The 20,693-nt window shown below is 60.9% G+C and carries 22 protein-coding genes; 7 read left to right on the forward strand and 15 right to left on the reverse strand.

What is annotated here, in order from left to right; genetic code table 11:
* Positions 1-94 precede the first annotated feature (94 nt).
* On the forward strand, positions 95-1,003 hold the full coding sequence (locus tag ATI14_RS13915) for a LysR family transcriptional regulator (protein WP_016970377.1): 909 nt from the start codon (positions 95-97) through the stop codon (positions 1,001-1,003).
* On the opposite strand, the gene ATI14_RS13920 is transcribed toward ATI14_RS13915, so the two are convergent.
* The 9 genes from ATI14_RS13920 to ATI14_RS13960 form a co-directional block, all read right to left on the reverse strand.
* A complete protein-coding gene (locus ATI14_RS13920; protein ID WP_016970378.1) occupies positions 1,000-1,485 on the reverse strand; it encodes a DoxX family protein in 486 nt (161 codons plus the stop codon). The genes ATI14_RS13915 and ATI14_RS13920 overlap by 4 nt on opposite strands.
* A complete protein-coding gene (locus ATI14_RS13925; protein ID WP_016970379.1) occupies positions 1,482-2,258 on the reverse strand; it encodes an HvfC/BufC N-terminal domain-containing protein in 777 nt (258 codons plus the stop codon). The genes ATI14_RS13920 and ATI14_RS13925 overlap by 4 nt, the downstream gene beginning before the upstream one ends.
* On the reverse strand, positions 2,255-3,133 hold the full coding sequence (gene bufB / locus ATI14_RS13930) for an MNIO family bufferin maturase (RefSeq protein ID WP_016970380.1): 879 nt from the start codon (positions 3,131-3,133) through the stop codon (positions 2,255-2,257). Before bufB ends, ATI14_RS13925 begins: the two co-directional genes overlap by 4 nt.
* Before the next feature lie 23 nt (positions 3,134-3,156).
* Positions 3,157-3,456: a BufA1 family periplasmic bufferin-type metallophore gene (locus tag ATI14_RS13935; RefSeq protein WP_016970381.1), complete on the reverse strand. Its 300-nt coding sequence runs from the start codon at positions 3,454-3,456 to the stop codon at positions 3,157-3,159.
* 278 nt (positions 3,457-3,734) lie between these two features.
* Positions 3,735-4,436 carry an ABC transporter ATP-binding protein gene (locus ATI14_RS13940; RefSeq protein WP_016970382.1) on the reverse strand — a complete coding sequence of 234 codons (702 nt, stop codon included), beginning with the start codon at positions 4,434-4,436 and terminating at the stop codon, positions 3,735-3,737.
* A gap of 1 nt (position 4,437) precedes the next feature.
* Entirely contained in the window at positions 4,438-5,205 is a 768-nt protein-coding gene (livG, locus tag ATI14_RS13945; protein ID WP_016970383.1) for a high-affinity branched-chain amino acid ABC transporter ATP-binding protein LivG, read from the reverse strand.
* Positions 5,202-6,455: a high-affinity branched-chain amino acid ABC transporter permease LivM gene (locus ATI14_RS13950; RefSeq protein WP_016970384.1), complete on the reverse strand. Its 1,254-nt coding sequence runs from the start codon at positions 6,453-6,455 to the stop codon at positions 5,202-5,204. The genes livG and ATI14_RS13950 overlap by 4 nt, the downstream gene beginning before the upstream one ends.
* Positions 6,452-7,375: a high-affinity branched-chain amino acid ABC transporter permease LivH gene (gene livH, locus ATI14_RS13955; protein WP_016970385.1), complete on the reverse strand. Its 924-nt coding sequence runs from the start codon at positions 7,373-7,375 to the stop codon at positions 6,452-6,454. The genes ATI14_RS13950 and livH overlap by 4 nt, the downstream gene beginning before the upstream one ends.
* 229 nt (positions 7,376-7,604) lie before the next feature.
* Positions 7,605-8,732, reverse strand: coding sequence for a branched-chain amino acid ABC transporter substrate-binding protein (locus tag ATI14_RS13960; RefSeq protein ID WP_016970386.1), 1,128 nt, complete (start codon positions 8,730-8,732; stop codon positions 7,605-7,607).
* Between the two features lie 183 nt (positions 8,733-8,915).
* Here ATI14_RS13960 and ATI14_RS31400 point away from each other — a divergent pair, with 183 nt between their 5' ends.
* Both ATI14_RS31400 and ATI14_RS13965 read left to right on the forward strand, forming a co-directional pair.
* Entirely contained in the window at positions 8,916-9,077 is a 162-nt protein-coding gene (locus tag ATI14_RS31400; protein WP_165448239.1) for a hypothetical protein, read from the forward strand.
* Positions 9,074-9,379, forward strand: coding sequence for a DUF2288 domain-containing protein (locus ATI14_RS13965; RefSeq protein WP_016970387.1), 306 nt, complete (start codon positions 9,074-9,076; stop codon positions 9,377-9,379). The genes ATI14_RS31400 and ATI14_RS13965 overlap by 4 nt, the downstream gene beginning before the upstream one ends.
* Positions 9,380-9,593: 214 nt before the next feature.
* Here ATI14_RS13965 and ATI14_RS13970 read toward each other — a convergent pair whose 3' ends face one another.
* Entirely contained in the window at positions 9,594-11,858 is a 2,265-nt protein-coding gene (locus ATI14_RS13970; RefSeq protein WP_031319664.1) for a putative bifunctional diguanylate cyclase/phosphodiesterase, read from the reverse strand.
* Between the two features lie 139 nt (positions 11,859-11,997).
* Positions 11,998-12,363 (reverse strand): YkgJ family cysteine cluster protein, encoded by a 366-nt coding sequence (locus ATI14_RS13975; protein WP_031319665.1) that lies wholly within the window; start codon positions 12,361-12,363, stop codon positions 11,998-12,000.
* Positions 12,364-12,615: 252 nt separating this feature from the next.
* Here ATI14_RS13975 and ATI14_RS13985 point away from each other — a divergent pair, with 252 nt between their 5' ends.
* Positions 12,616-13,962: a spinster family MFS transporter gene (locus ATI14_RS13985; protein WP_080519824.1), complete on the forward strand. Its 1,347-nt coding sequence runs from the start codon at positions 12,616-12,618 to the stop codon at positions 13,960-13,962.
* A gap of 148 nt (positions 13,963-14,110) precedes the next feature.
* Here the strand turns inward: ATI14_RS13985 and rapA are convergent, their stop codons facing one another.
* A complete protein-coding gene (rapA, locus tag ATI14_RS13990) occupies positions 14,111-16,957 on the reverse strand; it encodes an RNA polymerase-associated protein RapA (RefSeq protein ID WP_016970391.1) in 2,847 nt (948 codons plus the stop codon).
* A gap of 219 nt (positions 16,958-17,176) precedes the next feature.
* Between rapA and ATI14_RS13995 the strand changes: the two genes are divergently transcribed.
* On the forward strand, positions 17,177-17,518 hold the full coding sequence (locus ATI14_RS13995) for a hypothetical protein (protein ID WP_016970392.1): 342 nt from the start codon (positions 17,177-17,179) through the stop codon (positions 17,516-17,518).
* Here ATI14_RS13995 and ATI14_RS14000 read toward each other — a convergent pair.
* From ATI14_RS14000 to ATI14_RS14010, 3 genes are all read right to left on the reverse strand, one after another.
* Positions 17,515-18,696, reverse strand: coding sequence for an aminotransferase class V-fold PLP-dependent enzyme (locus tag ATI14_RS14000; RefSeq protein ID WP_016970393.1), 1,182 nt, complete (start codon positions 18,694-18,696; stop codon positions 17,515-17,517). The two genes, ATI14_RS13995 and ATI14_RS14000, sit on opposite strands and share 4 nt — an antisense overlap.
* Positions 18,693-19,163, reverse strand: coding sequence for a RidA family protein (locus ATI14_RS14005; protein ID WP_017254240.1), 471 nt, complete (start codon positions 19,161-19,163; stop codon positions 18,693-18,695). The genes ATI14_RS14000 and ATI14_RS14005 overlap by 4 nt, the downstream gene beginning before the upstream one ends.
* A gap of 91 nt (positions 19,164-19,254) precedes the next feature.
* Entirely contained in the window at positions 19,255-20,127 is an 873-nt protein-coding gene (locus ATI14_RS14010; protein WP_016970394.1) for a LysR substrate-binding domain-containing protein, read from the reverse strand.
* Between the two features lie 135 nt (positions 20,128-20,262).
* On the opposite strand from ATI14_RS14010, the gene ATI14_RS31405 reads away from it, so the two are divergent.
* Both ATI14_RS31405 and ccoM read left to right on the forward strand, forming a co-directional pair.
* A complete protein-coding gene (locus ATI14_RS31405; protein ID WP_016970395.1) occupies positions 20,263-20,424 on the forward strand; it encodes a hypothetical protein in 162 nt (53 codons plus the stop codon).
* A 143-nt stretch (positions 20,425-20,567) separates the two neighbouring features.
* Positions 20,568-20,684 carry a cytochrome c oxidase subunit CcoM gene (ccoM, locus tag ATI14_RS31840; protein ID WP_016970396.1) on the forward strand — a complete coding sequence of 39 codons (117 nt, stop codon included), beginning with the start codon at positions 20,568-20,570 and terminating at the stop codon, positions 20,682-20,684.
* The last annotated feature ends 9 nt before the right edge of the window (positions 20,685-20,693 follow it).

Genomic DNA, 20,693 nt, shown 5'->3' on the forward strand with positions numbered 1-20,693 from the left:
CTCCAGGGGGTAAGTGAGGTTTCAGTCTAGAGTGGCTTTTTCTCTGGATAAACGCGCTAATAGGCAACCTTTGGTTTTCAAATGGAAACAATCCATGAGCGAGATGGATGACCTGGCGGCCTTTGCCGTGCTGATCGAAGCCGGCAGTTTCACCGTGGCCGCCGAGCAACTCGGCTGCAGTAAGGGCCAGTTGTCCAAGCGCATCAGCCAATTGGAGGCGCAGTTTTCCGTGGTGCTGCTGCATCGAACCACGCGCAAGCTCAGCCTCACTGCTGCCGGGGCGGCGTTGTTGCCCCAGGCTCAGGCGCTTGTCGTCCAGGTGGACCGGGCACGTCAGGCGTTGGCGCGGCTCAAGGACGATTTGGCCGGGCCGGTGCGTATGACGGTTCCGGTCTCGTTGGGGGAAACCTTCTTCGATGGCTTGTTGCTGGAGTTTTCCAAGCAATACCCACAGGTGCAGATCGAGCTGGAGCTGAATAACAGCTACCGCGACCTGGCGCGGGACGGCTTCGATTTGGGCGTGCGCACCGGGGCTATTGAAAATGAGCGGCTGGTAGCCAGGCCGCTGCTGGCCTGGCACGAAATGACGTGCGCCAGCCCGGCCTACCTTGAGGAACACGGCGAACCCTTGACCCCGGCTGATCTCGCCACCCATACCTGTCTGCTCAACAGCCATTACAGCGGGCGCGAGGAGTGGCTCTATCACCAGCAACATGAGCTGTTGCGGGTGCGGGTCAGCGGCACCTTTGCCTCCAACCACTACAACCTGCTGAAAAAAGCCGCGTTGGTTGGCGCCGGCATCGCACGCCTGCCGTCTTACGTGTTACCGGCGGAATTGGCTGACGGCCGATTGCGCTGGCTCCTGCGTGATTACCAGACGCGAAGCCTGCCGATGTATCTGGTTCACCCTTATCAGGGCGGGCTGCCGCGTCGCACCCAGGTACTTGCCGATTACCTGGTGGACTGGTTCAAGCGCAGCGGCGAAGCCCTGGACCGTCTTTAACGGTAGCGACGGGCGATCAGGTGGTCGATGGACAGGCAACCCGGGCCTTTGGCGACCAACAGCAGCAGAATCGCGATCCAGGTGCCGTGGGTCGGGTAGGCTTCCGGGTAGACAAACAGCTGAATGGTCAGCGTCATGCCGATCAGCGCCAGGGCCGAGAAGCGCGTGGCGAAGCCGATCAGGATCAGCGCCGGGAAAAAGTGTTCGGCGAACGCAGACAGGTGTGCAGCCACTTCCGGCGAGAGCAGCGGCACGTGATATTCGCTCTGGAACAGCGGAATAGTGGAGGGGGCCAGCCGTGGCGCGCCCAGTTGGAACGTACCGCTGACCAAGTCGATCGCAAAGTTTTCGACCTTGGTTTGCCCGGACTTCCAGAACACCGCCGCAATGGAGAAGCGTGCGAGAAAGGCGATCAGGCTGTAGGGAATTTTCTCGAACAGTGCAATCACCCGGTTGATGGGGTTCGAAGCGAAGGTGCTCATGGCGATTCCTTTTGTTCTGGGTGCAGGCCAGTGATGGCGTCGTGACTGATCAGTAGTGTCAGGCAGTGGTTCAGGTCGAATTCGGTGGAGGCTTCGAGGGCATGAGCCACCGCTGCCTCCAGTTCCGTGCCCTGGTTCAGGCTGTTGATAAAGGCGACCGAGCCGCGGTCGATGTTGAACACCTTGACGGTCAGGCCCTGGCGCAAGACCAGCGCGCCTTGGGCGTGCCAGGGGTCCAGGGTTTCCACGGCGTCCTCGGCTTGATGCGCAGCCCAAACCGCCACCACCGCATAAGCCGAATCCAGGGTGGCCAGCGATGGGTGCAGGTGCAGGCGCAGTTTCCCCAGGTTTGCCTGGCCTTGCAGCGCGGTGAGCACCGCCTGTTGGTCCAGCGTTTGGGGGTCCGCTGCGTGGTAGGCACGCACGCGCAGGCGTTCCAGGCGTGCAACGTCGGCGAGGTAAGGCACGCTTTGCGCCGGTTCAAAATCTTCGATAAATGCCGCGAATGCACTGCCGTACTCGCTGATCAGCGGGCTGGTCGGCGGGCAGGCTTGTACGAACAGGGCGGCCATCGCGCGAAAAAACTCCTCGCCGACTAACTGCAGTGTCACCGGGTAAGCCGCTGCCAGGGCATTGATCAACGAGCAGTGCACATTGTTGCGGTACACGGCAAAACGGCTGGCGGGATCAGCGCCGTTGCTGCTGAAAACACCTTCGGGGCACGCCTGGTCAGATGCGAGCAGGGCGTTGGCAAACGCTGTTTGATGGCTCATGGGGTCACCTGCGCGAGGTGCCAGTCGGCGTGCCGGGCTTCCGCGTGCAGGACGCTGAAGGCCGGCACCTGGTTGTCCCGCTCGATCAGTGTGGCCACCGGGCCGGTACGGGCCAGCACCTGCTCATACAGCTGCCACACCGCGTTATCGATGGGCGCACCGTGGTCGTCGATCAGCAGGCGGTCGCCCAGGCTGTCGGTGTCTTCGGCAAAACCTGCCAGATGAATCTCACCCACGGCGCCTAATGGCAGCGCATCGATGTAGGAAAGAGGATCACGCTGGTGGTTGATGCACGATACATAGACGTTGTTGACGTCCAGCAACAGCCCGCAGCCGGTGCGACGGATGATCTCGCTGATGAAGTCCGCCTCGTCGAGCGTGGAATGCCGGAATTGCAGGTAGGTCGAGGGGTTCTCCAGCAGCATCGGCCGCTTGAGGCTGCTTTGCACCTGGTCGATGTGGTCGCACACGCGGTTCAGGGTGGCGGCGTCGTAGGCGACGGGCAGCAAGTCATTGAGAAACACCGGGCCGTGGCTGGACCAGGCCAGGTGTTCGGAAAAAGAGTGGGGTTGATAGCGTTCGAGCAGCGTGGCCAGCCGTGCCAGGTGCTCACGGTTCAATGGCCCTTCGCCGCCGATGGACAGGCCCACGCCATGCAATGACAGCGGGTACTGCTCGCGGATCAAACCCAGGTAGTGGTGAAACGGGCCGCCGGCCACCATGTAGTTTTCGGCGTGCACTTCAAAAAAACCGATGTCGGGCGAAGTCTCGAGCACTTCGAGGAAGTGCTCGCTCTTCAGCCCCAGCCCGGCCCTGTAAGGGAGGCCGGGCACCTGAGCTGGCGAGACCGTGTGTTGGGGTGAAAGCGTCATCATCAGTACTCAGGCTGTGCAGGGTTTCAGGACTTGGCGGTGAAGGCTTGCATCTGGCCGAAACCGGTCGGCGAAGTGGAGCTGGTGGTTTTGCCGCAAGTGCCGGCGGGGACCAGTTTCCAGGCGTTGGCCTGGTCTTTGACTTTCGAAGTGCCGGCGCAGGTGGTGCCGGCGCCTGCGGCGCAATCGTTCTTGCCGGCTTCGGCGACGCCGAAGCATTTGTCCATTTTCGCGTCGTCGGCGTGGGCCAGGTTGGACATGGCGGACAGGCTCAGGGCCGAACCGAGGGCCAGGATCAGGGTAGCGGCGGAGAGTTTGGTAGTCATGGTGGAGCTCCAGCAGTGGGTTGAGGTATCAGGCGTGTTTGCCTGCTTACTCCACTAGAGGCAGCAGGATGTATTTCGTTACACGCCTGGCGAAAATAATTTAAAAAATTTTGCATAGCGCAAAAAAAGTGGGAGCGCACTGGTGTGGGAGCCGGGCTTGCCCGCGATGCGCGCACCTCGGTGTGTCAGTCACACCGTGGTGATGCCATCGCAGGCAAGCCAGCTCTCACACCAGCCCGCTCCCACATTTTAGATCCGGTTTCTACAGCAACCGTTTCTTAGCCCCCGAGGTACGCCTCGCGCACTTTCGGGTCGGTCAGCAATTGCTCACCCGTGCCCTGCATCACCACCCGGCCATTTTCCAGCACGTAGGCGCGGTCGGCGATTTTCAGTGCCTGGTTGGCGTTCTGTTCCACCAGAAACACCGTCACACCGTCCTTGCGCAGTTGTTCGATGATGTCGAAGATCTGCTGGATGATGATGGGTGCCAGGCCCAGGGATGGCTCGTCCAGAAGCAGCAGCTTGGGCTTGCTCATCAGCGCCCGGCCGATGGCGAGCATTTGCTGCTCACCGCCGGACATGGTGCCGCCACGCTGGCTGAAGCGTTCCTTGAGCCGAGGGAACAGGTGCAGCACCTTGTCCATCTGCGCCTGGTAGTCGCCCTTGTCGGTGAAGAACCCGCCCATGGCCAGGTTCTCTTCCACGGTCAGGCGCGAGAACACGCGACGGCCTTCCGGCACCACCGCGATGCTTTTGCGCATGATTTCGGCGGAATGCTTGCCCACCAGTTCCTCACCCATGTAACGGATGCTGCCGCTGTGAGCCTGGGGCGAGCCGCACAAGGTCATCAGCAGCGTCGACTTGCCGGCCCCGTTGGCACCGATCAGCGTAACGATTTCACCCTGACGCACCTCCACGTTGACGCTGTGCAGGGCCTGGATCTTGCCGTAGAAAGTGGAAACGTTTTCGAATTGCAGCATTTTACGCTTCCCCCAAGTAGGCTTTGATCACTTCGGAATTGTCGCGGATCTGCTCCGGCGTCCCGTCCGCCAGCGGCGTACCCTGATTGATCACCACGATATGGTCGGAAATGCTCATGACCAGTTTCATGTCGTGTTCGATCAGCAGCACGGTGGCGTTGTTTTCCTCACGCAACACGCCGATCAGCGCCTTGAGGTCTTCGGTTTCCTTGGGGTTCAGGCCGGCGGCCGGTTCGTCGAGCATCAGGATCCGCGGGCGGGTCATCATGCAGCGGGCGATTTCCAGGCGACGTTGCTGACCATAGGCCAGGGTGCCGGCAGGGCGGTTGGCAAACTCGGTGAGGTTGACCTTGTCCAGCCAGTACTCGGCGTACTCCATGGCCTCGCGCTCGCTCTTGCGGAACGACGGGGTTTTGAACAGACCGGCGAAGAAGTTGGTGTTCAGGTGACGGTGCTGGGCAATCAGCAGGTTTTCCACTGCCGTCATGTCCTTGAACAACCGCACGTTCTGAAAAGTGCGCACCACTCCCTTGCGGGCGATTTCGTGACCGGCCAGGCCCTGGATCGGCTGGCCATCCAGCAGGATGCTGCCGCCGCTCGGCTTGTAGAAGCCGGTGAGGCAGTTGAACACCGTGGTCTTGCCGGCGCCGTTCGGGCCGATCAATGCCACAACCTGTTTCTCTTTGACGGTCAGGGCCACGCCGTTGACCGCCAGCAAGCCGCCGAAGCGCATGCTCAAGTTTTCGACTTTCAGGATCTCGCGGCTCATTTGCGCAGCTCCATGTGTGGACGTTGCATGGGCAGCAGGCCTTGAGGTCGCCAGATCATCATCAGCACCATCAGGGCGCCGAACATCAACATGCGGTAGTCGCTGAACTCACGCATCATCTCGGGCAGCAGGATCATGATGATCGCTGCCAGGATCACGCCCAGTTGCGAGCCCATGCCACCCAGTACCACGATGGCGAGGATGATCGCCGACTCGATGAAGGTGAACGACTCCGGGGTGACCAAACCCTGGCGAGCGGCGAAGAAACTGCCGGCGAAACCGGCGAACGCGGCGCCCAGGGTAAACGCGGAGAGCTTGATGATGGTCGGGTTCAGGCCCAGGGCCCGGCAGGCGATCTCGTCTTCGCGCAGCGCTTCCCACGCACGGCCGATCGGCATGCGCAGCAAACGGTTGATCACGAACAGAGCGGCCAGTGCCAGCAGCAGCGCCACCAGGTACAGGAACACCACTTTGCTCACCGGGTTGTAGTCGATCCCGAAGTATTCGTGGAAGGTCTGCATGCCTTCGGCAGCACTGCGGTCGAACGACAGGCCGAAGAAAGTCGGCTTGGGAATGTTGCTGATGCCGTTCGGGCCGCCGGTGATGTCGGTGAGGTTGCGCAGGAACAAGCGGATGATTTCACCGAAACCCAGGGTCACGATCGCCAGGTAGTCACCGCGCAGGCGCAACACCGGGAAGCCCAGCAGGAAGCCGAACGTGGCCGCTGCCATGCCCGCCAGCGGCAGGCAGATCCAGAAGCTCCAGCCCAGGTAATGCGACAGCAACGCGTAGGTGTAGGCACCCACGGCGTAGAAGCCCACGTAACCCAGGTCGAGCAGGCCGGCCAGGCCTACCACGATATTCAGGCCCAGGCCCAGCAACACGTAGATCAGGATCAGCGTGGCGATGTCGACTGCGCCGCGCGAGCCGAAGAACGGCCAGATCAGCGCGGCGATGATCAACGCGATGATGATGTAGCGCTGGGTGCGCGGCAGGGTCAGGAACTGGCTGACCTTGGGCGATACCAGCGGGCCACGGTTGCCCTTGAACACGGCACTGAACTGATCGCTGAACAACACGCGCAGGAACATCAGTACCGAACACAGGGCGATGATGGTCAGGGTCACGGGACCGGTGCCATGCACTTCCAGGTTGATGCCGACAATGCTCAGCTTGAGGCCGAGTACGGGGAACGCAACCGCCCAAACCAACAGCGCGCTGAAAAACGCCGATTTAAGATATCTGCTCATACTTTCTCAACCTCCGGACGGCCCAAAATGCCGGTCGGACGGAACAACAGCACCAGAACCAACAGGCCGAACGCCACGACGTCCTTGTACTGGTCACCGAAGATATCGGCGCCAAAGGCTTCAGCCACACCCAGCACCAGCCCGCCGAGCATGGCGCCCGGAATACTGCCGATGCCGCCCAATACCGCCGCGGTAAAGGCCTTGAGGCCTACCAGGAAACCGGCGTTGGGGTTGATCACGCCGTACTGCATGCTCAGCAGCACCGCCGCGACGGCGGCCAGCGCGGCACCGATCACGAAGGTCAGGGCGATGATGTTGTTGGTGTTGATGCCCAGCAGGTTGGCCATCTTGATGTCTTCGGCGCAGGCCCGGCAGGCGCGCCCCAGACGGGAGCGGGAGATGAACAGGGTCAGGCCCAGCATCGCCACCAGGGTGACGACGAAAACCAGAATCTGCATGTACGAAATCAGCACTTCCTGTGCGCCACCCGGGCCGAAGGAGATGCTCCCCGGGATCAGGTTGGGAATGGACTTGTCCTTGGAGTCCTGGGACAGCAATACCGTGTTCTGCAGGAAGATCGACATGCCGATGGCGGAAATCAGCGGGATCAGACGGTTGCTGCCACGCAAGGGTCGGTAGGCAACGCGTTCGATACTGTAGCCATAGGCACTGGTCACGACGATCGACGCGATAAAGGCGGCGGTCATCAACAGCGGCAGAGAGTGGATCCCCAGCATGGCCAGCCCGGCAAGGGCGATGAAGGCCACGTAGGAGCCAATCATGTACACCTCGCCATGGGCGAAGTTAATCATTCCAATGATGCCGTAAACCATTGTGTAGCCAATGGCTATCAAGGCATAGGTGCTGCCAATGGTCAGGCCATTAACCAGCTGTTGGAAAAAATGATAGATCTCAGGCATTACAACGCTCCTAAAAACCCGATACGCATTTCACTGGTGGAGTCATGTTCCGGCCCTGTGCTGTGTTCTGTGAGCACATTTGCACAAAGCGTTTGCCAGCGAACCGCTGGTGACGGTTTTAAGATTTTCAGGTGAGCCAGCGCCCGGATCGCGGGTGTCAGGCCCATAAACCTCGTAAAACAAAGCCCACTGCTTTCACAGTGGGCTTGTTGGGCCAGTAACGCCTGGCTTACTGAGGGGAAACTTCGGTTTTCGGCTTACCGAAGTGCCATTCGTAGACCACGAATTTGAAGTCCTTCAGGTCGCCCTTGGCGTCGAAGCTCAGTTCGCCGGTAGGGGTTTTGAAGGTGCCCGCGTGGATGGCGGCTGCCACTTTGGCGGTGTCTTCGCTTTTCGCGGCCTTGATGCCGCCGGCGATCACTTCTACCGCCGAGTAGGCCGGGAACACGAACGGGCCGCTTGGGTCTTTGCCGTCAGCCTTGAGGGCATCAACAATGGCTTTGTTTTCCGGGTCGGCGTCGAAGGACTTCGGCAGGGTTACCAGCAGGCCTTCGGAAGCGTCCTGGGCGATCTGCGAAATGGAGTCGTTGCCGACGCCTTCAGGGCCCATGAACTTGGCGTTCAGGCCTTTTTCTTTCGACTGACGCAGGATCAGACCCAGCTCAGGGTGGTAGCCGCCGTAGTAAACGAAGTCGACGTTGTTTTGCTTGAGTTTCTGGATGATCGAGGAGAAGTCCTTGTCACCGGCGTTCAGGCCTTCGAAGACGGCCACTTTCACGCCTTTCTTCTCGAGGGTCTGTTTAACGGCGGTGGCGATGCCTTCACCGTATTGCTGTTTGTCGTGCAGGACGGCAACGACTTTAGGCTTCACGTGGTCGGCGATGTAGTTGCCGGCCGCCGGGCCCTGGGCGCTGTCGAGGCCGATGGTGCGGAACACCAGCTTGTAACCACGGGCGGTGATTTCCGGGCTGGTGGCAGCCGGAGTGATCATGATCACGCCTTCGTCTTCGTAGATGTCGGTAGCGGGCTGAGTGGAGCTGGAGCAGAGGTGACCGACCACGAACTTGACGCCGTCGTTGACCACTTTGTTGGCAACGGCCACGGCTTGTTTCGGATCGCACGCGTCGTCGTATTCCTTGGCCTCAAGCATCTTGCCGTCTACGCCGCCCTTGGCGTTGATGTCTTTGATGGCCTGTTTGGCACCCATGAATTGCATGTCGCCGTATTGCGTCACCGGGCCGGTTTTAGGGCCGGCGATGCCGATCTTGATGGTGTCGGCTGCGAACGAATGGCCGGCAACCCCAGCCAGGACCATAGCGGCAAACAGTTTGGAAATCTGCTTAGTAGCCTTATTCATAGTGCTCCACTCTTGCTGTTGTATTTTTTATAGTTCTAGCGGCCTTGTGAGCTGTAGAACCGGATCAGATATCTCGGATATCCCCCCGGCAGTGCCCCGGCAACTGTACCGGTACAGTGTAGAGCGCCGGTTGATCGCTTGAAAAGCTGGCTGCTGGGGGCAAAAGCCGGGGGTGTCGCTTAAATGAAAGAAAAAGACAGAATTGCGGCGGGGTTATGCCAGAGTTTCGGGCAATCCTTGGCTTTCCTGACACTTTCGTTCGGTGCCTCATTTGCAACTGGGTTTTTCTGCCTGAGCGCTGACGCTATGATTGCGCCGATTTTTTATTCAGGTGAACTCCCATGACGCAAGAACCTAGCACCCTCTATGCCAAGCTGCTCGGTGAAACCGCCGAAATTTCCTGGAAGGAGCTTGAACCGTTCTTTGCCAAGGGTGCCCTATTGTGGGTCGACGCCGGCCTGGATTTGATCGAAGCAGCCGAGGGAATGGCCGAGGATAACCGCGACAAAGTCGCTGCGTGGCTGGCTGCCGGGAGCCTTGGCGAAGTGTCTGCAACGCGGGCATTGGACCTGGTCGAGCGTGACCCGAGCCTGTGGGCGGTGGTGGTTTCGCCGTGGATTCTGATCCAGGAAAGGGCAGCGCAATAAACGGGCGCACCAATAATGTGCGTGGTTTTCGCCGTCGCAAGTGTGTAGCCGAGTAACCGCTTGCGCCGTGATGGCACCTTGCCGTAGAGAAAGGTCACAGAACAGGGTGACGTGCGCGTCACGGGAACAGTTTCATGCCGGCGGAAATGCCCGGGGAATTGTTTCAGCGTGTAAGCGCACTGCTGCTGTGGAGGGATGCCTTCTTCATTGGGTGTCAGCGAATGGGGCGAACAATGGAGGGCGGGCCGATACGCCCCGGTGCCGGCTCTTTTGGCGATGACGCATCCTTGTTGCCTTCCACGCTGAAAGGGTAGAGCGGGTTGCGCATGTGAATGCCTTGCATCACGCCGACGATATCGCTGGCAGGCACCGCCGGGCTGAGCAAATAACCCTGAATGAAATCGCAGCCATGCTTGAGCAGCAGCTCGAATTGCGCCTGGGTTTCCACGCCTTCGGTGACGACTTGCAGGTGCAGGGTGTGGGCCATGCCGATAATCGCCTGGACGATCTCGATGTCGGCGGTGGACCGCGGGATGTCCTGAATAAACGAACGATCAATCTTCAGCGTGTTGAGCGGCAGGCGTTTCAGATACGCCAATGACGAATAGCCGGTGCCGAAGTCATCAATTGCGAGCGATACCCCCAGCGCACGGATTTGTCGCAACAGCGCCAGGGTGCTGCTGATATTGCCCATCAGCGCATTTTCAGTGACTTCCAATTCCAGGCGGTTGGCGGCAATCCCCGCGAAACGCAGCGCGTCTTCGATTTCATCGGCCAGCTCGTCACGCGCCAGGTTCAGCGCCGAACAGTTCACGGCCATGGTCAGGTCGGTATAGCCGCGATCCGACAGCAGGCTCAAATCGTGGCAGGCCTGGCGCAATACCCAGTGATCCAGGTCGGCGATCAGCCCGTTGCTTTCGGCGATGCCGATAAACCGGTCCGGTGCCAATAGCCCGTGGCGTGGGTGCTGCCAGCGCACCAGGGCTTCCAGGCGGGTGACCTTGCCGAGCTTCATGTCGAAAATGGGTTGGTAGAACAGCACCAATTCATTGCGGGTGCGCAGGGCAGCACGCAGTTCCTCTTCCAGTTGCAGCTCCAGGAAGGCACGGGTTTTCAGGTTGGAGCTGAAGAAATTCAGGCTGTTGCGCCCGGTGTCCTTGGATTGGTAGAGCGCCAGGTCCGCGGTTTTCAGCAGTTCTTCGCACGTCAGGCCATCATCGGGAAACAGGCTAATACCAATGCTGGTGGTCATCACCATGCGCCGGCCGGCCAGTTCGATGGGCTCTTTCATTTTCTGCATGATGCGCTGGGCCAGGTGCCGGGCTTCATCGCGGTGATGGATGCTGATCAGGATGCAGAACTCGTCGCCGCCAAACCGGGCGACCACGTCGTCATGGCTGCGCACCGAGCCCTTGATATGCCCGGCGAGCACCGTGAGCAATTGGTCGCCGGCGTCGTGGCCGAGGCTGTCGTTGATACGCTTGAAATGGTCGATATCGAGGAAAATCACCGCCAACATGCCGTTGCTGGCGGTTTTTTCCGCGACTTTTTCCGCGAAAAGCTGGTTGAAACCCCGGCGGTTAAGCAGGCTGGTCAGGGCGTCGTAGTGGGCCACCTGTTGCAGCGAGGCGCGGGCCTGATCCAGTTCGCTGAGCAAGGCGTTGACCCGGCGCAGGTCGCGCTCCTTGTGTTGCAGCTTTTTGTCCGCCAGGGCGGCGCTGACGCTGCTGCCGATGACCAACAACGTAATCACCGCCACCGACAACCCGAGTTGAATGGGGTTGTTGTCCACCGGCATCGACAGGTCGGCGCCGGTGGGCACCAGCATTTGCATCGCGGCCATGCCGGTGAAATGCATGCTCAGGATGCCCGCCCCCAGCACCAGGCTGGCGGCGTATTTGAGCAGTTGGTGAAACACACCGGCGCCGTCACGCAGGTAACACGACAGCAACAGCGCGGTGAGGCTGGCGCCGATGGCAATGCCCACCGAGGCCATGAACAGGCCTGTCTCGAAATACACCTGTGCCTGGGAACGCATGGCCGACATGCCGACGTAGTGCATCAACGCGATGCCGAGCCCCATCCACACCGACGCCAGCAGGTATTGATGAAAACGCAGGTGGGCATGACTGAGGGTCTGCATGGCGAACAGCGAGGCGATCAGCGCGATCACCAGCGAGGCGAACGTCATGAGCAATTCGTAATGAATGGCGATCGGCGCCTGGAAGGCCAGCATGCTGATGAAGTGCGTCGACCAGATCCCGCCGGCCAGGCACCCGGCACCCAGCCAGCGCCAATGGCGACGGGCAGTCGGGTCCTCGACATGACCCACGCGTTCGGCCATGTCCAGCGTGCCGAACCCCGCCGCACAGGCGACCAAATACGCCAGCAGCACCAGAAAGGGGTTATGACTGCAGTTGAGTAATAAGTGCCCGGTGTCCGGAAGGTCGGTAAAAAAATGCAAACCAAGCCATTCCATAGCAAGTCCCGTCAAAGTCATGGAGCCGTTGCCTACAGCAACGGCCTACGACATCGAGTATAGAAGCCTCACGGGAATCGCCATGGATAATGGCATTTTGCTCTCAACCATTTTGGCATGCCTGCCATAGCGTTTGATGCTAAGCGCTGATCGGCAGGTCCAGTTCGAACGGTGCTTCAAGTGGCGGCAGGCCAAAGGCCGCGCGGGCGGCGTCGCAATCGACGTTTTGCACGCCCTGGCTCCACGATGCATCGAACTCCCTGCAGGGGCTGGAGCGCAGTTCGTAGATCGAACAACTTGTGCCCTTGCCCACTTCGCCTTCCAGGCTGCAGCAACGCGCGGGTTTCTGGTCGGTGCCGATCATCGCCACGCGGGTGGGGTTGATCTGTACCACCAGGTCGTCGGGCACCGTGCCGCCCGATGAGGCGCACTCTCCCCAAAAGAAAGACACACGAAAGTATGAACAGCAGGCACCGCAACTCAGACACGGACTGGCTTCGGACATGGGCGTCATCAATAAGAAAAATAGTAGGGGGGTGCTACGGGAAGGCTCGCCATTCTAGCCGGGCCATGGCCGTTGGGAAGAGGGGGCGGCACTTATATTTTCGTGGGGAAAGTCCCATGGCGACGGGTGAAATCATGCCCTATCAGCTTTACGAATCATTACAGACAACCGTGGCCCGCCTGACTATGTTGCACATACCGGGCAGGATGCATCGGGCATCGCAGCTCTCATAACAATAAAAGAGACGGACCCATGCAGAACTCGACCCAAGCGGCGAATGCCTGGCGCATTCTGTTCCTGTTGTTTCTCGCCAACCTGTTCAATTTTTTCGACCGCACCATTCCCGCAATCATCATCGAGCCGATCCGCATGGAATGGCACCTGAGCGACTTTCAGCTCGGCATCATCGGCACCGCCTTCACCATCGTCTACGCCATCGCCGGGCTGCCGCTCGGGCGCCTGGCGGACACCGGCTCGCGCAGCAAATTGATGGGCTGGGGCCTGTTCGCCTGGAGCGGGTTGACGGCGGTTAACGGCATGGTCGGCAGTTTCTGGACGTTTCTGCTGGTGCGCATGGGCATCGGCATTGGCGAAGCCAGCTATGCGCCGGCCGCCAACTCGCTGATCGGCGACCTGTTCCCGGCGCATCGTCGCGCGCGGGCCATGGGGATTTTCATGCTGGGCCTGCCGCTGGGGCTGTTGCTGGCGTTTTTCACCATCGGCGCCATGGTCAAAGCGTTCGACAGCTGGCGCGCGCCGTTTTTTATTGCCGCCGTGCCGGGGCTGATCCTGGCCATTTTCATGTTCTATATAAAGGAACCCAAGCGCGGCGCCGCAGAAACCGTGCAAGTCTCCCAGGAACGCGTCGACCGCCCGATTCGTCGTGTACTGGCCGTGCCGACCTTTCTATGGCTGGTGCTGGCCGGGCTGTGCTTTAACTTCGCCACCTATGCGTGCAACTCGTTTCTGGTGCCGATGCTGCAGCGCTATTTTCTGATGCCGTTGCAGGACGCGGCAGTGGCCACGGGGGTAATCGTCGGTATCACAGGGCTGGTGGGCCTGACCCTGGGTGGCTGGATAGCCGACAAGATCCATCAACGCGTCGCCAATGGCCGCCTGCTGTTTGCCGCGTGCAGCCTGATCATCTCCACCGTCACCACCGCTTGGGCGTTACATGCCGGGCGGATTGAAATCGGGGTGTTTGTGGCGCTGTTCAGTGTGGGCTGGTTGTTCGCCTACAACTTTTACACCTGCGTGTACACGGCGATTCAGGACGTGGTCGAGCCACGCCTGCGGGCCACGGCGATGGCGCTGTTCTTTGCGGGGCTGTACTTGCTGGGCGGCGGCATGGGGCCGATTGTGGTGGGGGGCTTGTCTGACCATTTTGCCCACTCGGCGATGTATGCCGACGGCGCTACGCAGATGACCGAGGCGTACAAGGCCGTGGGCTTGCATGACGCCATGTACCTGATTCCGGTGGCGCTGTTCTTGACCATGCTGTTTCTGTTCCAGGCGTTGCGCAGTTTTGTGCGCGATGCCAGGAAGATGAAGGAGGGGTTGGGTGCGGTGGAGGTACCGGCTTCGGTGGTTGCAGCTTAAGATCTGGGTGAATTCATCGCAGGCAAGCCAGCTCCCACAGTTTGATTTGCGAACACATTCAATGTGGGAGCTGGCTTGCCTGCGATGAGGCCCAGAAGGCCAATAAAAAAGGCCCGCAGTGCGCGGGCCTTTTTGCTTCAAGCAGCGATCAACCGGCGACCAGCACCCGAATCGCTTCCAGCCTCAGCGCAGCCTTGTCCAGCATCGCCAAACCTTGCTCACGCTGGTTACGCAACGCCACCAACTCACTGTCACGCACGGTCGGGTTGACCGCTTGCAACGCGGTCAGGCGCGCCAGTTCTTCGTCGGTATCCGCCGCCAGGCGACGCTTGGCCTCGGCCACGCGCTCGGCATGTTGCGGGGTGATCTTGTCTTCGCCGGCGTTGATCCGTGGTGTCAGCTGGTCGCGCTGGGCCTGGATAAACTTGTTGGCGCTGGCCCGGGGCACGCTTTCCAACTGATCGTTGAGGGTCACGAAGGACACACGGCTCGACAGGTCGTTGCCATTGGCATCCAGCAAGCAGCGCAGCGCAGCCGGCGGCAGGTAGCGGCCCAGTTGCAGCGAGCGCGGTGCAACCACTTCACTCACGTAGAGCAATTCGAGCAACACGGTGCCCGGCTTGAGCGCCTTGTTCTTGATCAGCGCCACGGCGGTGTTACCCATCGAGCCTGACAACACCAGGTCCATACCGCCCTGCACCATAGGGTGTTCCCAGGTGATGAACTGCATGTCTTCGCGCGACAGCGCCTGGTTGCGGTCGTAGGTGATGGTCACACCTTCGTCGTCGCCCAGCGGGAAGCTGGCGTCGAGCATTTTTTCGCTTGGCTTGAGGATCAGTGCGTTTTCCGAATGGTCCTCGCTGTCGATGCCAAACGCGTCGAACAGGGTTTCCATGTAGATCGGCAGGGCGAACTGGTCGTCTTGCTCAAGGATGTCTTCCACCAGTGCATCGCCTTCACCCGCGCCGCCGGAGTTGAGTTCCAGCAGGCGGTCGCGACCGGTGTGCAGCTCTTCTTCGAGACGCTCGCGCTCGGCACGGGCTTCGTCGATCAGGGCTTGCCACTCGCCATCGTCGGCGTTTTCCAGCAGCGGCAGCAGGCGCGGGCCGAACTGGTGCTGCAGGGCGTTGCCGGTCGGGCAAGTATTGAGGAATGCGTTCAGCGCCTCGTTGTACCACTGGAACAGGCGCTCTTGCGGGCTGGTTTCCAGGTACGGCACGTGCAGCTCGATCACATGTTTCTGGCCGATGCGGTCCAGGCGGCCGATCCGCTGTTCCAGCAGGTCGGGGTGGGACGGCAGGTCGAACAGCACCAGGTGGTGGGAGAACTGGAAGTTGCGGCCTTCGCTGCCGATTTCCGAACAGATCAGCACCTGGGCGCCAAACTCTTCATCGGCAAAGTAGGCGGCGGCGCGGTCACGCTCGAGGATGTTCATGCCCTCGTGGAACACCGTGGCCGGAATGCCCGAGCGCACGCGCAGCGCGTCTTCCAGGTCCATCGCGGTTTCGGCGTGGGCGCAGATCACCAGCACTTTGGTGCGCTTGAGCATTTTCAGCTGGTCGATGAGCCACTCGACGCGCGGGTCGAAGCGCCACCAGCGGTTTTCTTCTTCAATGTCCGGCTGCGACTGGAAGCTGACTTCCGGGTACAGCTCGGCGTGCTCGCCCAGCGGCAACTCCAGGTATTCGTCCGGGTTTGGCAGCGGGTAGGCGTGCAGCTTGCGCTCCGGGAAGCCCTGCACGGCGGCGCGGGTATTACGGAACAGCACGCGGCCGGTGCCGTGGCGGTCGAGCAGCTCACGCACCAGGCGCGCGCTGGCTTCGGTGTCGCCATCGTTGACGGCGGTCAGCAGTGCTTCGCCTTCATTGCCGAGGAAACCCTGAATGGTTGTGTGCGCTTGTGGCGAGAGGCGGCCCTTGTCCAGCAGCTCCTGCACGGCTTCGGCCACCGGGCGATAGTTCTCGCTTTCGGCGCGGAAGGCGGCGAGGTCGTGGAAACGGTTCGGGTCCAGCAGGCGCAGGCGCGCGAAGTGGCTGTCCTGGCCCAGTTGTTCCGGGGTGGCGGTCAGCAGCAGCACGCCAGGGATGACTTCGGCCAGTTGCTCGACCAGCGCGTATTCCGGGCTGGCTTTTTCTTCGTGCCACACCAGGTGGTGAGCTTCGTCGACCACCAGCAAGTCCCAGCCGGCGGCGAACAGCGCGTCCTGGGCCTTTTCGTCGTCCACCAGCCATTCCAGCGCGACCAGCGCAAGCTGGGTGTCTTCGAACGGGTTGGTGGCATCGCTTTCGATAAAGCGTTCTTCGTCGAACAGCGCAACCTGCAGGTTGAAGCGGCGGCGCATTTCCACCAGCCATTGGTGCTGCAGGTTTTCCGGCACCAGGATCAGCACACGGCTGGCGCGGCCCGACAGCAACTGACGATGGATCACCAGGCCGGCTTCGATGGTTTTACCCAGGCCAACTTCGTCGGCCAGCAACACCCGTGGCGCGATACGGTCAGCGACTTCGCGGGCGATATGCAGTTGGTGAGCAATAGGTTGCGCACGTACGCCACCCAGGCCCCACAGCGAGGACTGCAACTGGCGGCTGGTGTGTTCAAGGGTGTGGTAACGCAGCGAGAACCAGGCCAGCGGGTCGATCTGCCCGGCGAACAGACGGTCGCTGGCCAGGCGGAACTGGATGAAGTTGGAGAGCTGGGTTTCCGGCAGGGTGACCTGCTCGTTCTGCCCATTGAGGCCGTGGTAGACCAGCAGGCCGTCGACGTCGTCGACTTCCTGTACGGTCATTTTCCAGCCTTCGAAATGGGTGATGGAGTCACCCGGCGAAAACCTCACGCGAGTGAGGGGCGCATTCCGTAGCGCATACTGGCGGGTGTCGCCAGTGGCCGGATAGAGCACGGTCAACAAGCGGCCGTCCTGTGCCAGAACGGTGCCTAAACCCAGCTCTGCTTCGCTGTCACTAATCCAGCGTTGCCCCGGTTGATACTGCTGCGCCATGCTGCCTGACTCCCGCCGTGAAAAAGCCGACTATCTTAACGGAACAAGCCCCCACGCCCAAGGACTCTGACGAAAACTACCCTGTTTGCGCCGTGGTTCGGAAGTTGAATCGACGGGTGGCGGGCACTCGCGAGTGTCGACTCGGTCACAGCTTGGCCAGGCGCGGCTCAAGTCGCCGCTTATGGCGCCGACAGCCTGTTGATCAGGAGAATAATCATTATGTTGCCACCCATGCTGCCCGTCAGCGTTGTGCCGGTTACGTCACAACTTGACCCGGCGCGTCAGAAGCCGGATATCCCGCCCGTGGTGCCCGTGCAAGCCGGCTCCAACGAAAGCACGATCGACCTGAAAAAGGGGGATGCCGAGCAGTCGACGTTTCTTCTGCGCGAAGAACAGCGCCGCCAGCAGGAGCAACAGAAGCGCCGCCGCGAAGCCGACGAAGACCCCGAGCAGCACCTGGCGATTCCTGGCGATGTGCTCAACGCCGACAACACCGTGCCGGTAGTGCCGTTGATCGAAGACGCGCCGCGTCAGGGCCTGTGGGTGGACATCGAGGTTTAATCGCGCAGTTCCCGCAGGGCCCCCATCAGCAGCTCGGTATCCTGTTCGTTGTTGAGCGGGCTGACGGAAATTCGCGCAATGTTGGCCAACCCCCGCGCCTGCATATCCAGTGGTGTATACGCCACGCCATTGGCGCCGATATTGATGCGTTTCAACCCCAGGCGTCGCTTGAGTTCGAAAGCGTCCCAGCCAGCGAGGTTGAAGGCGATCAACCCCGACTGAGCCGTACCCAGATCGTGCAGCGAAACGCCTGGAATCTCACACAACGCTTCGCGGATTCGTTGGCTGAGCTGTAAGACACGTTCCCACGTCCGCTCCACCCCCAATCGGTTGGCCTCCTGTAACGCATTGCCCAAACCGGCCAACAACGCATAAGACACTTCGCTGGTTTCAAAGCGCCGGGCGTCGTCTCGCAGGTCAAAGCCGCTGGCGGTCCAGGGCGCCGAAAACACGTCGCGCTGGGCGGGGTTCAAATGCGGCAAAAAGTCTGGTCGCACATACATAACCGCCGTGCCGCGTGGCCCGCGCAGGTGTTTGCGCCCGGCTGACTTGAGCACGTCGCATTGCAGCGTCTGCACATCCACCGGCAACTGGCCGACGGCCTGGCCGGCATCGATGAAGTAAGGAACGCCGTGACGCTTGGCCACTTCGCCGATGGCCTGGGCCGGGTTGATCAGGCCGCCGTTGGCCGGGAGCCAGGTGAGGTCGATCAGCTTCACGCGGGCATCGATCATCGACTCCAGCGCCTGCGGGCACACGGCGCCGGAGGTGTCGCAGGGAATGACCTCCACCCGCGCGCCAGCCTTTACCGCCAGGTCCATGCTGGCCAGATTGCCGCCCCATTCGTGGCGGCCTACCAGAATGCGATCACCCGGCTGCCAGGCGCCCAGCGCCTGAAACGCCATGCTCCAGGCCGTCGAGCCGCTGCTGGCAAAGGCAATCGAGGAGGTGGGCGCATTGAGCAATTGCCCGGCTGCGCGACGCGCCTTTTCCACCAGCACGGCACCGTGTTCACCCGCTTCCATCGGGCCGTCGCGGGCTTCGCGTTGCATCTGGTCGGTGATTGCAGCCAGGGTGGCCTGGCTGGGCAGCGAAGCGCCGGCGTGGTTGAAGTGCACGATGCCCGACTGGCAGCCGGGTGTTTCGTCGCGCAGGTGCTGGACTTCGAGCGGGCTCACGGCTGTAACTCGAAAATCGCGTCAACCTCCACCGCAACGCCCGCGGGCAGGCTGGACACACCCACGGCGGTGCGCACATGCCGGCCCTTGTCGCCGAGGGCGTTGACCACCAGGTTCGACGCGCCATTGGCCACAGCACTTTGCTGCTTGAAGTCGCCGCTGCTGGCGATGAACACGCCCAAACGCAGAATGCGTACAAGGCGCGACAGGTCATCACCCACGGCATCGCTCAATTGCCCGAGCAGGCCGAGCGCGGCCAGTTGTGCCGCCTGTACGCCTTCCTCATCGCTGAGGGATTCGCCCAGTCGCCCTAAATAAGCAGGCTTGCCGTCGACCAGCGGGATTTGCCCCGAGACGAACAACTGGTTGCCGCTGATGACATGGTTGATGTAATTGGCCGCCGGCTGGCTGGGCGTCGGCAGCGTCAGGCCGAGGGCTTGCACGCGTTGGCGCAGGGAGTCGCTCATGATCAATCCTCAAAGGGTAAGAGCTTTGAGCATGTGGGCGAGGAGGGGGTGGCGACAAACGGATAGATCTCACAGGACGTATCGAAAAAACTCACGCGTCTGCGCAGGCGTCCTTCAGCCATTCGCTGAAACAGGTGGCGGCTTCGCTGGCGGGGCCTTGCGGAGCGATGAGCCAGTAGCCGATGTCGCTGCGGTAGGGCGGCCAGTTGAAAGCTTCCACCAGGCTGCCGTCCTGAAGCTTGCGCTCGATCAGGCGGTGGCGACCCATGGCGATACCCTGGCCTGCTACGGCGGCTTCGACCACGATGTTGTAGTCGTGCAGCATGACGCGCGGGTGGCTGGCGAGGTCGACCTGATAGTGCGCAGACCAGTCCGTCCACTCGAATGGGCGATGCGAGGTGGCCATCAACAGTGGGCCGTCAGGCAGTTGGCTGGCTTTGAAGGCCGGGCTGCACACGGGGGAAATGACTTCATCCATCAGGCGCGTGGTTTGGACGTCAGGCCAGTCGCCCTTGCCGTAGCGAATCGCCAGGTCAACTTCGGCGGCAGCCACATTGGCCAGTTGAATGGCCGGCAGCAGTTCCACCTGGATATGCGGGTAGCGGTTGAGAAACCCGGCCAGTCGCGGCGCGAGCCACAGCGTGGCAAACGAGGCGAGCAGCCCGACGCGCAGCACCGTGGTGGTAGGTACTGTTTTTTGGGCGCGGGTGGCGGCGGCGATGGCGTCGAGGGCGGGGCGGATTTCGTCGTAGTAATGCTGGCCTTCGGTGGTCAGATCAATCGCACGGGTGCGTCGGATAAACAGTGGTTTGCCCAAGTACTCTTCGAGTTTGTGTACCTGGTGGCTCAAGGCGCTTTGGGTCACCGACAATTCGTTCGCTGCCTTGATAAAACTCAAGTGCCGCGCCACGGCTTCAAAGGCGCGGAGGGCCAGCAGCGGGGGAAGGTCGTTGTGCAGTGCCACTTGGGGGCGCCTCCGGAAAGCGAATCGAAAGTACCGATTTTGGGCGATGACCTGCAGTTTGTCGCCCGCTGATTTGCCCTCGGGTCGGGGTAGGCCGCATTATTGAGGCATTCCCGCCACGACGTATGCCAAGCCATGAGTGATGATGACAAGCTGATCGACCTGAATGCCGAGCGCGCCAAGCGCGTGCATGACCTCAATGACAAGCGCCTGAATGAGGTGCGTCAGGCGTTTGAACAAGCGATGCCATTGAGTGGCGCCAAGAAGAAACCGAAAAAGAAACCGAAAAAGCGTTGAAACCACCTGCATATTTTGATGCAGGTCAGTTATTGCCCTTCTTTACGCCCTGTTGCGGGCGACATTGATCTTCGTCAATTTCCCCATCCGTCTTCTCCTTTAACTTGGCCCTATCGCAACAGGGCACGAGCGGGAGGCCGGTCATGTTTTTCGATAACGTGGTAATTGCCGGAGTGCTGACGGTCAGCCTCATGGTGGTGTTTTTTGCAGGGTTTGGAATTTTTATCTGGAAGGACGCTAACAAGCGTAAAGAACCGTAAGTCTTTTCG

The sequence above is a fragment of the Pseudomonas tolaasii NCPPB 2192 genome (assembly GCF_002813445.1).
In the GTDB taxonomy this organism is placed as follows: domain Bacteria; phylum Pseudomonadota; class Gammaproteobacteria; order Pseudomonadales; family Pseudomonadaceae; genus Aquipseudomonas; species Aquipseudomonas tolaasii.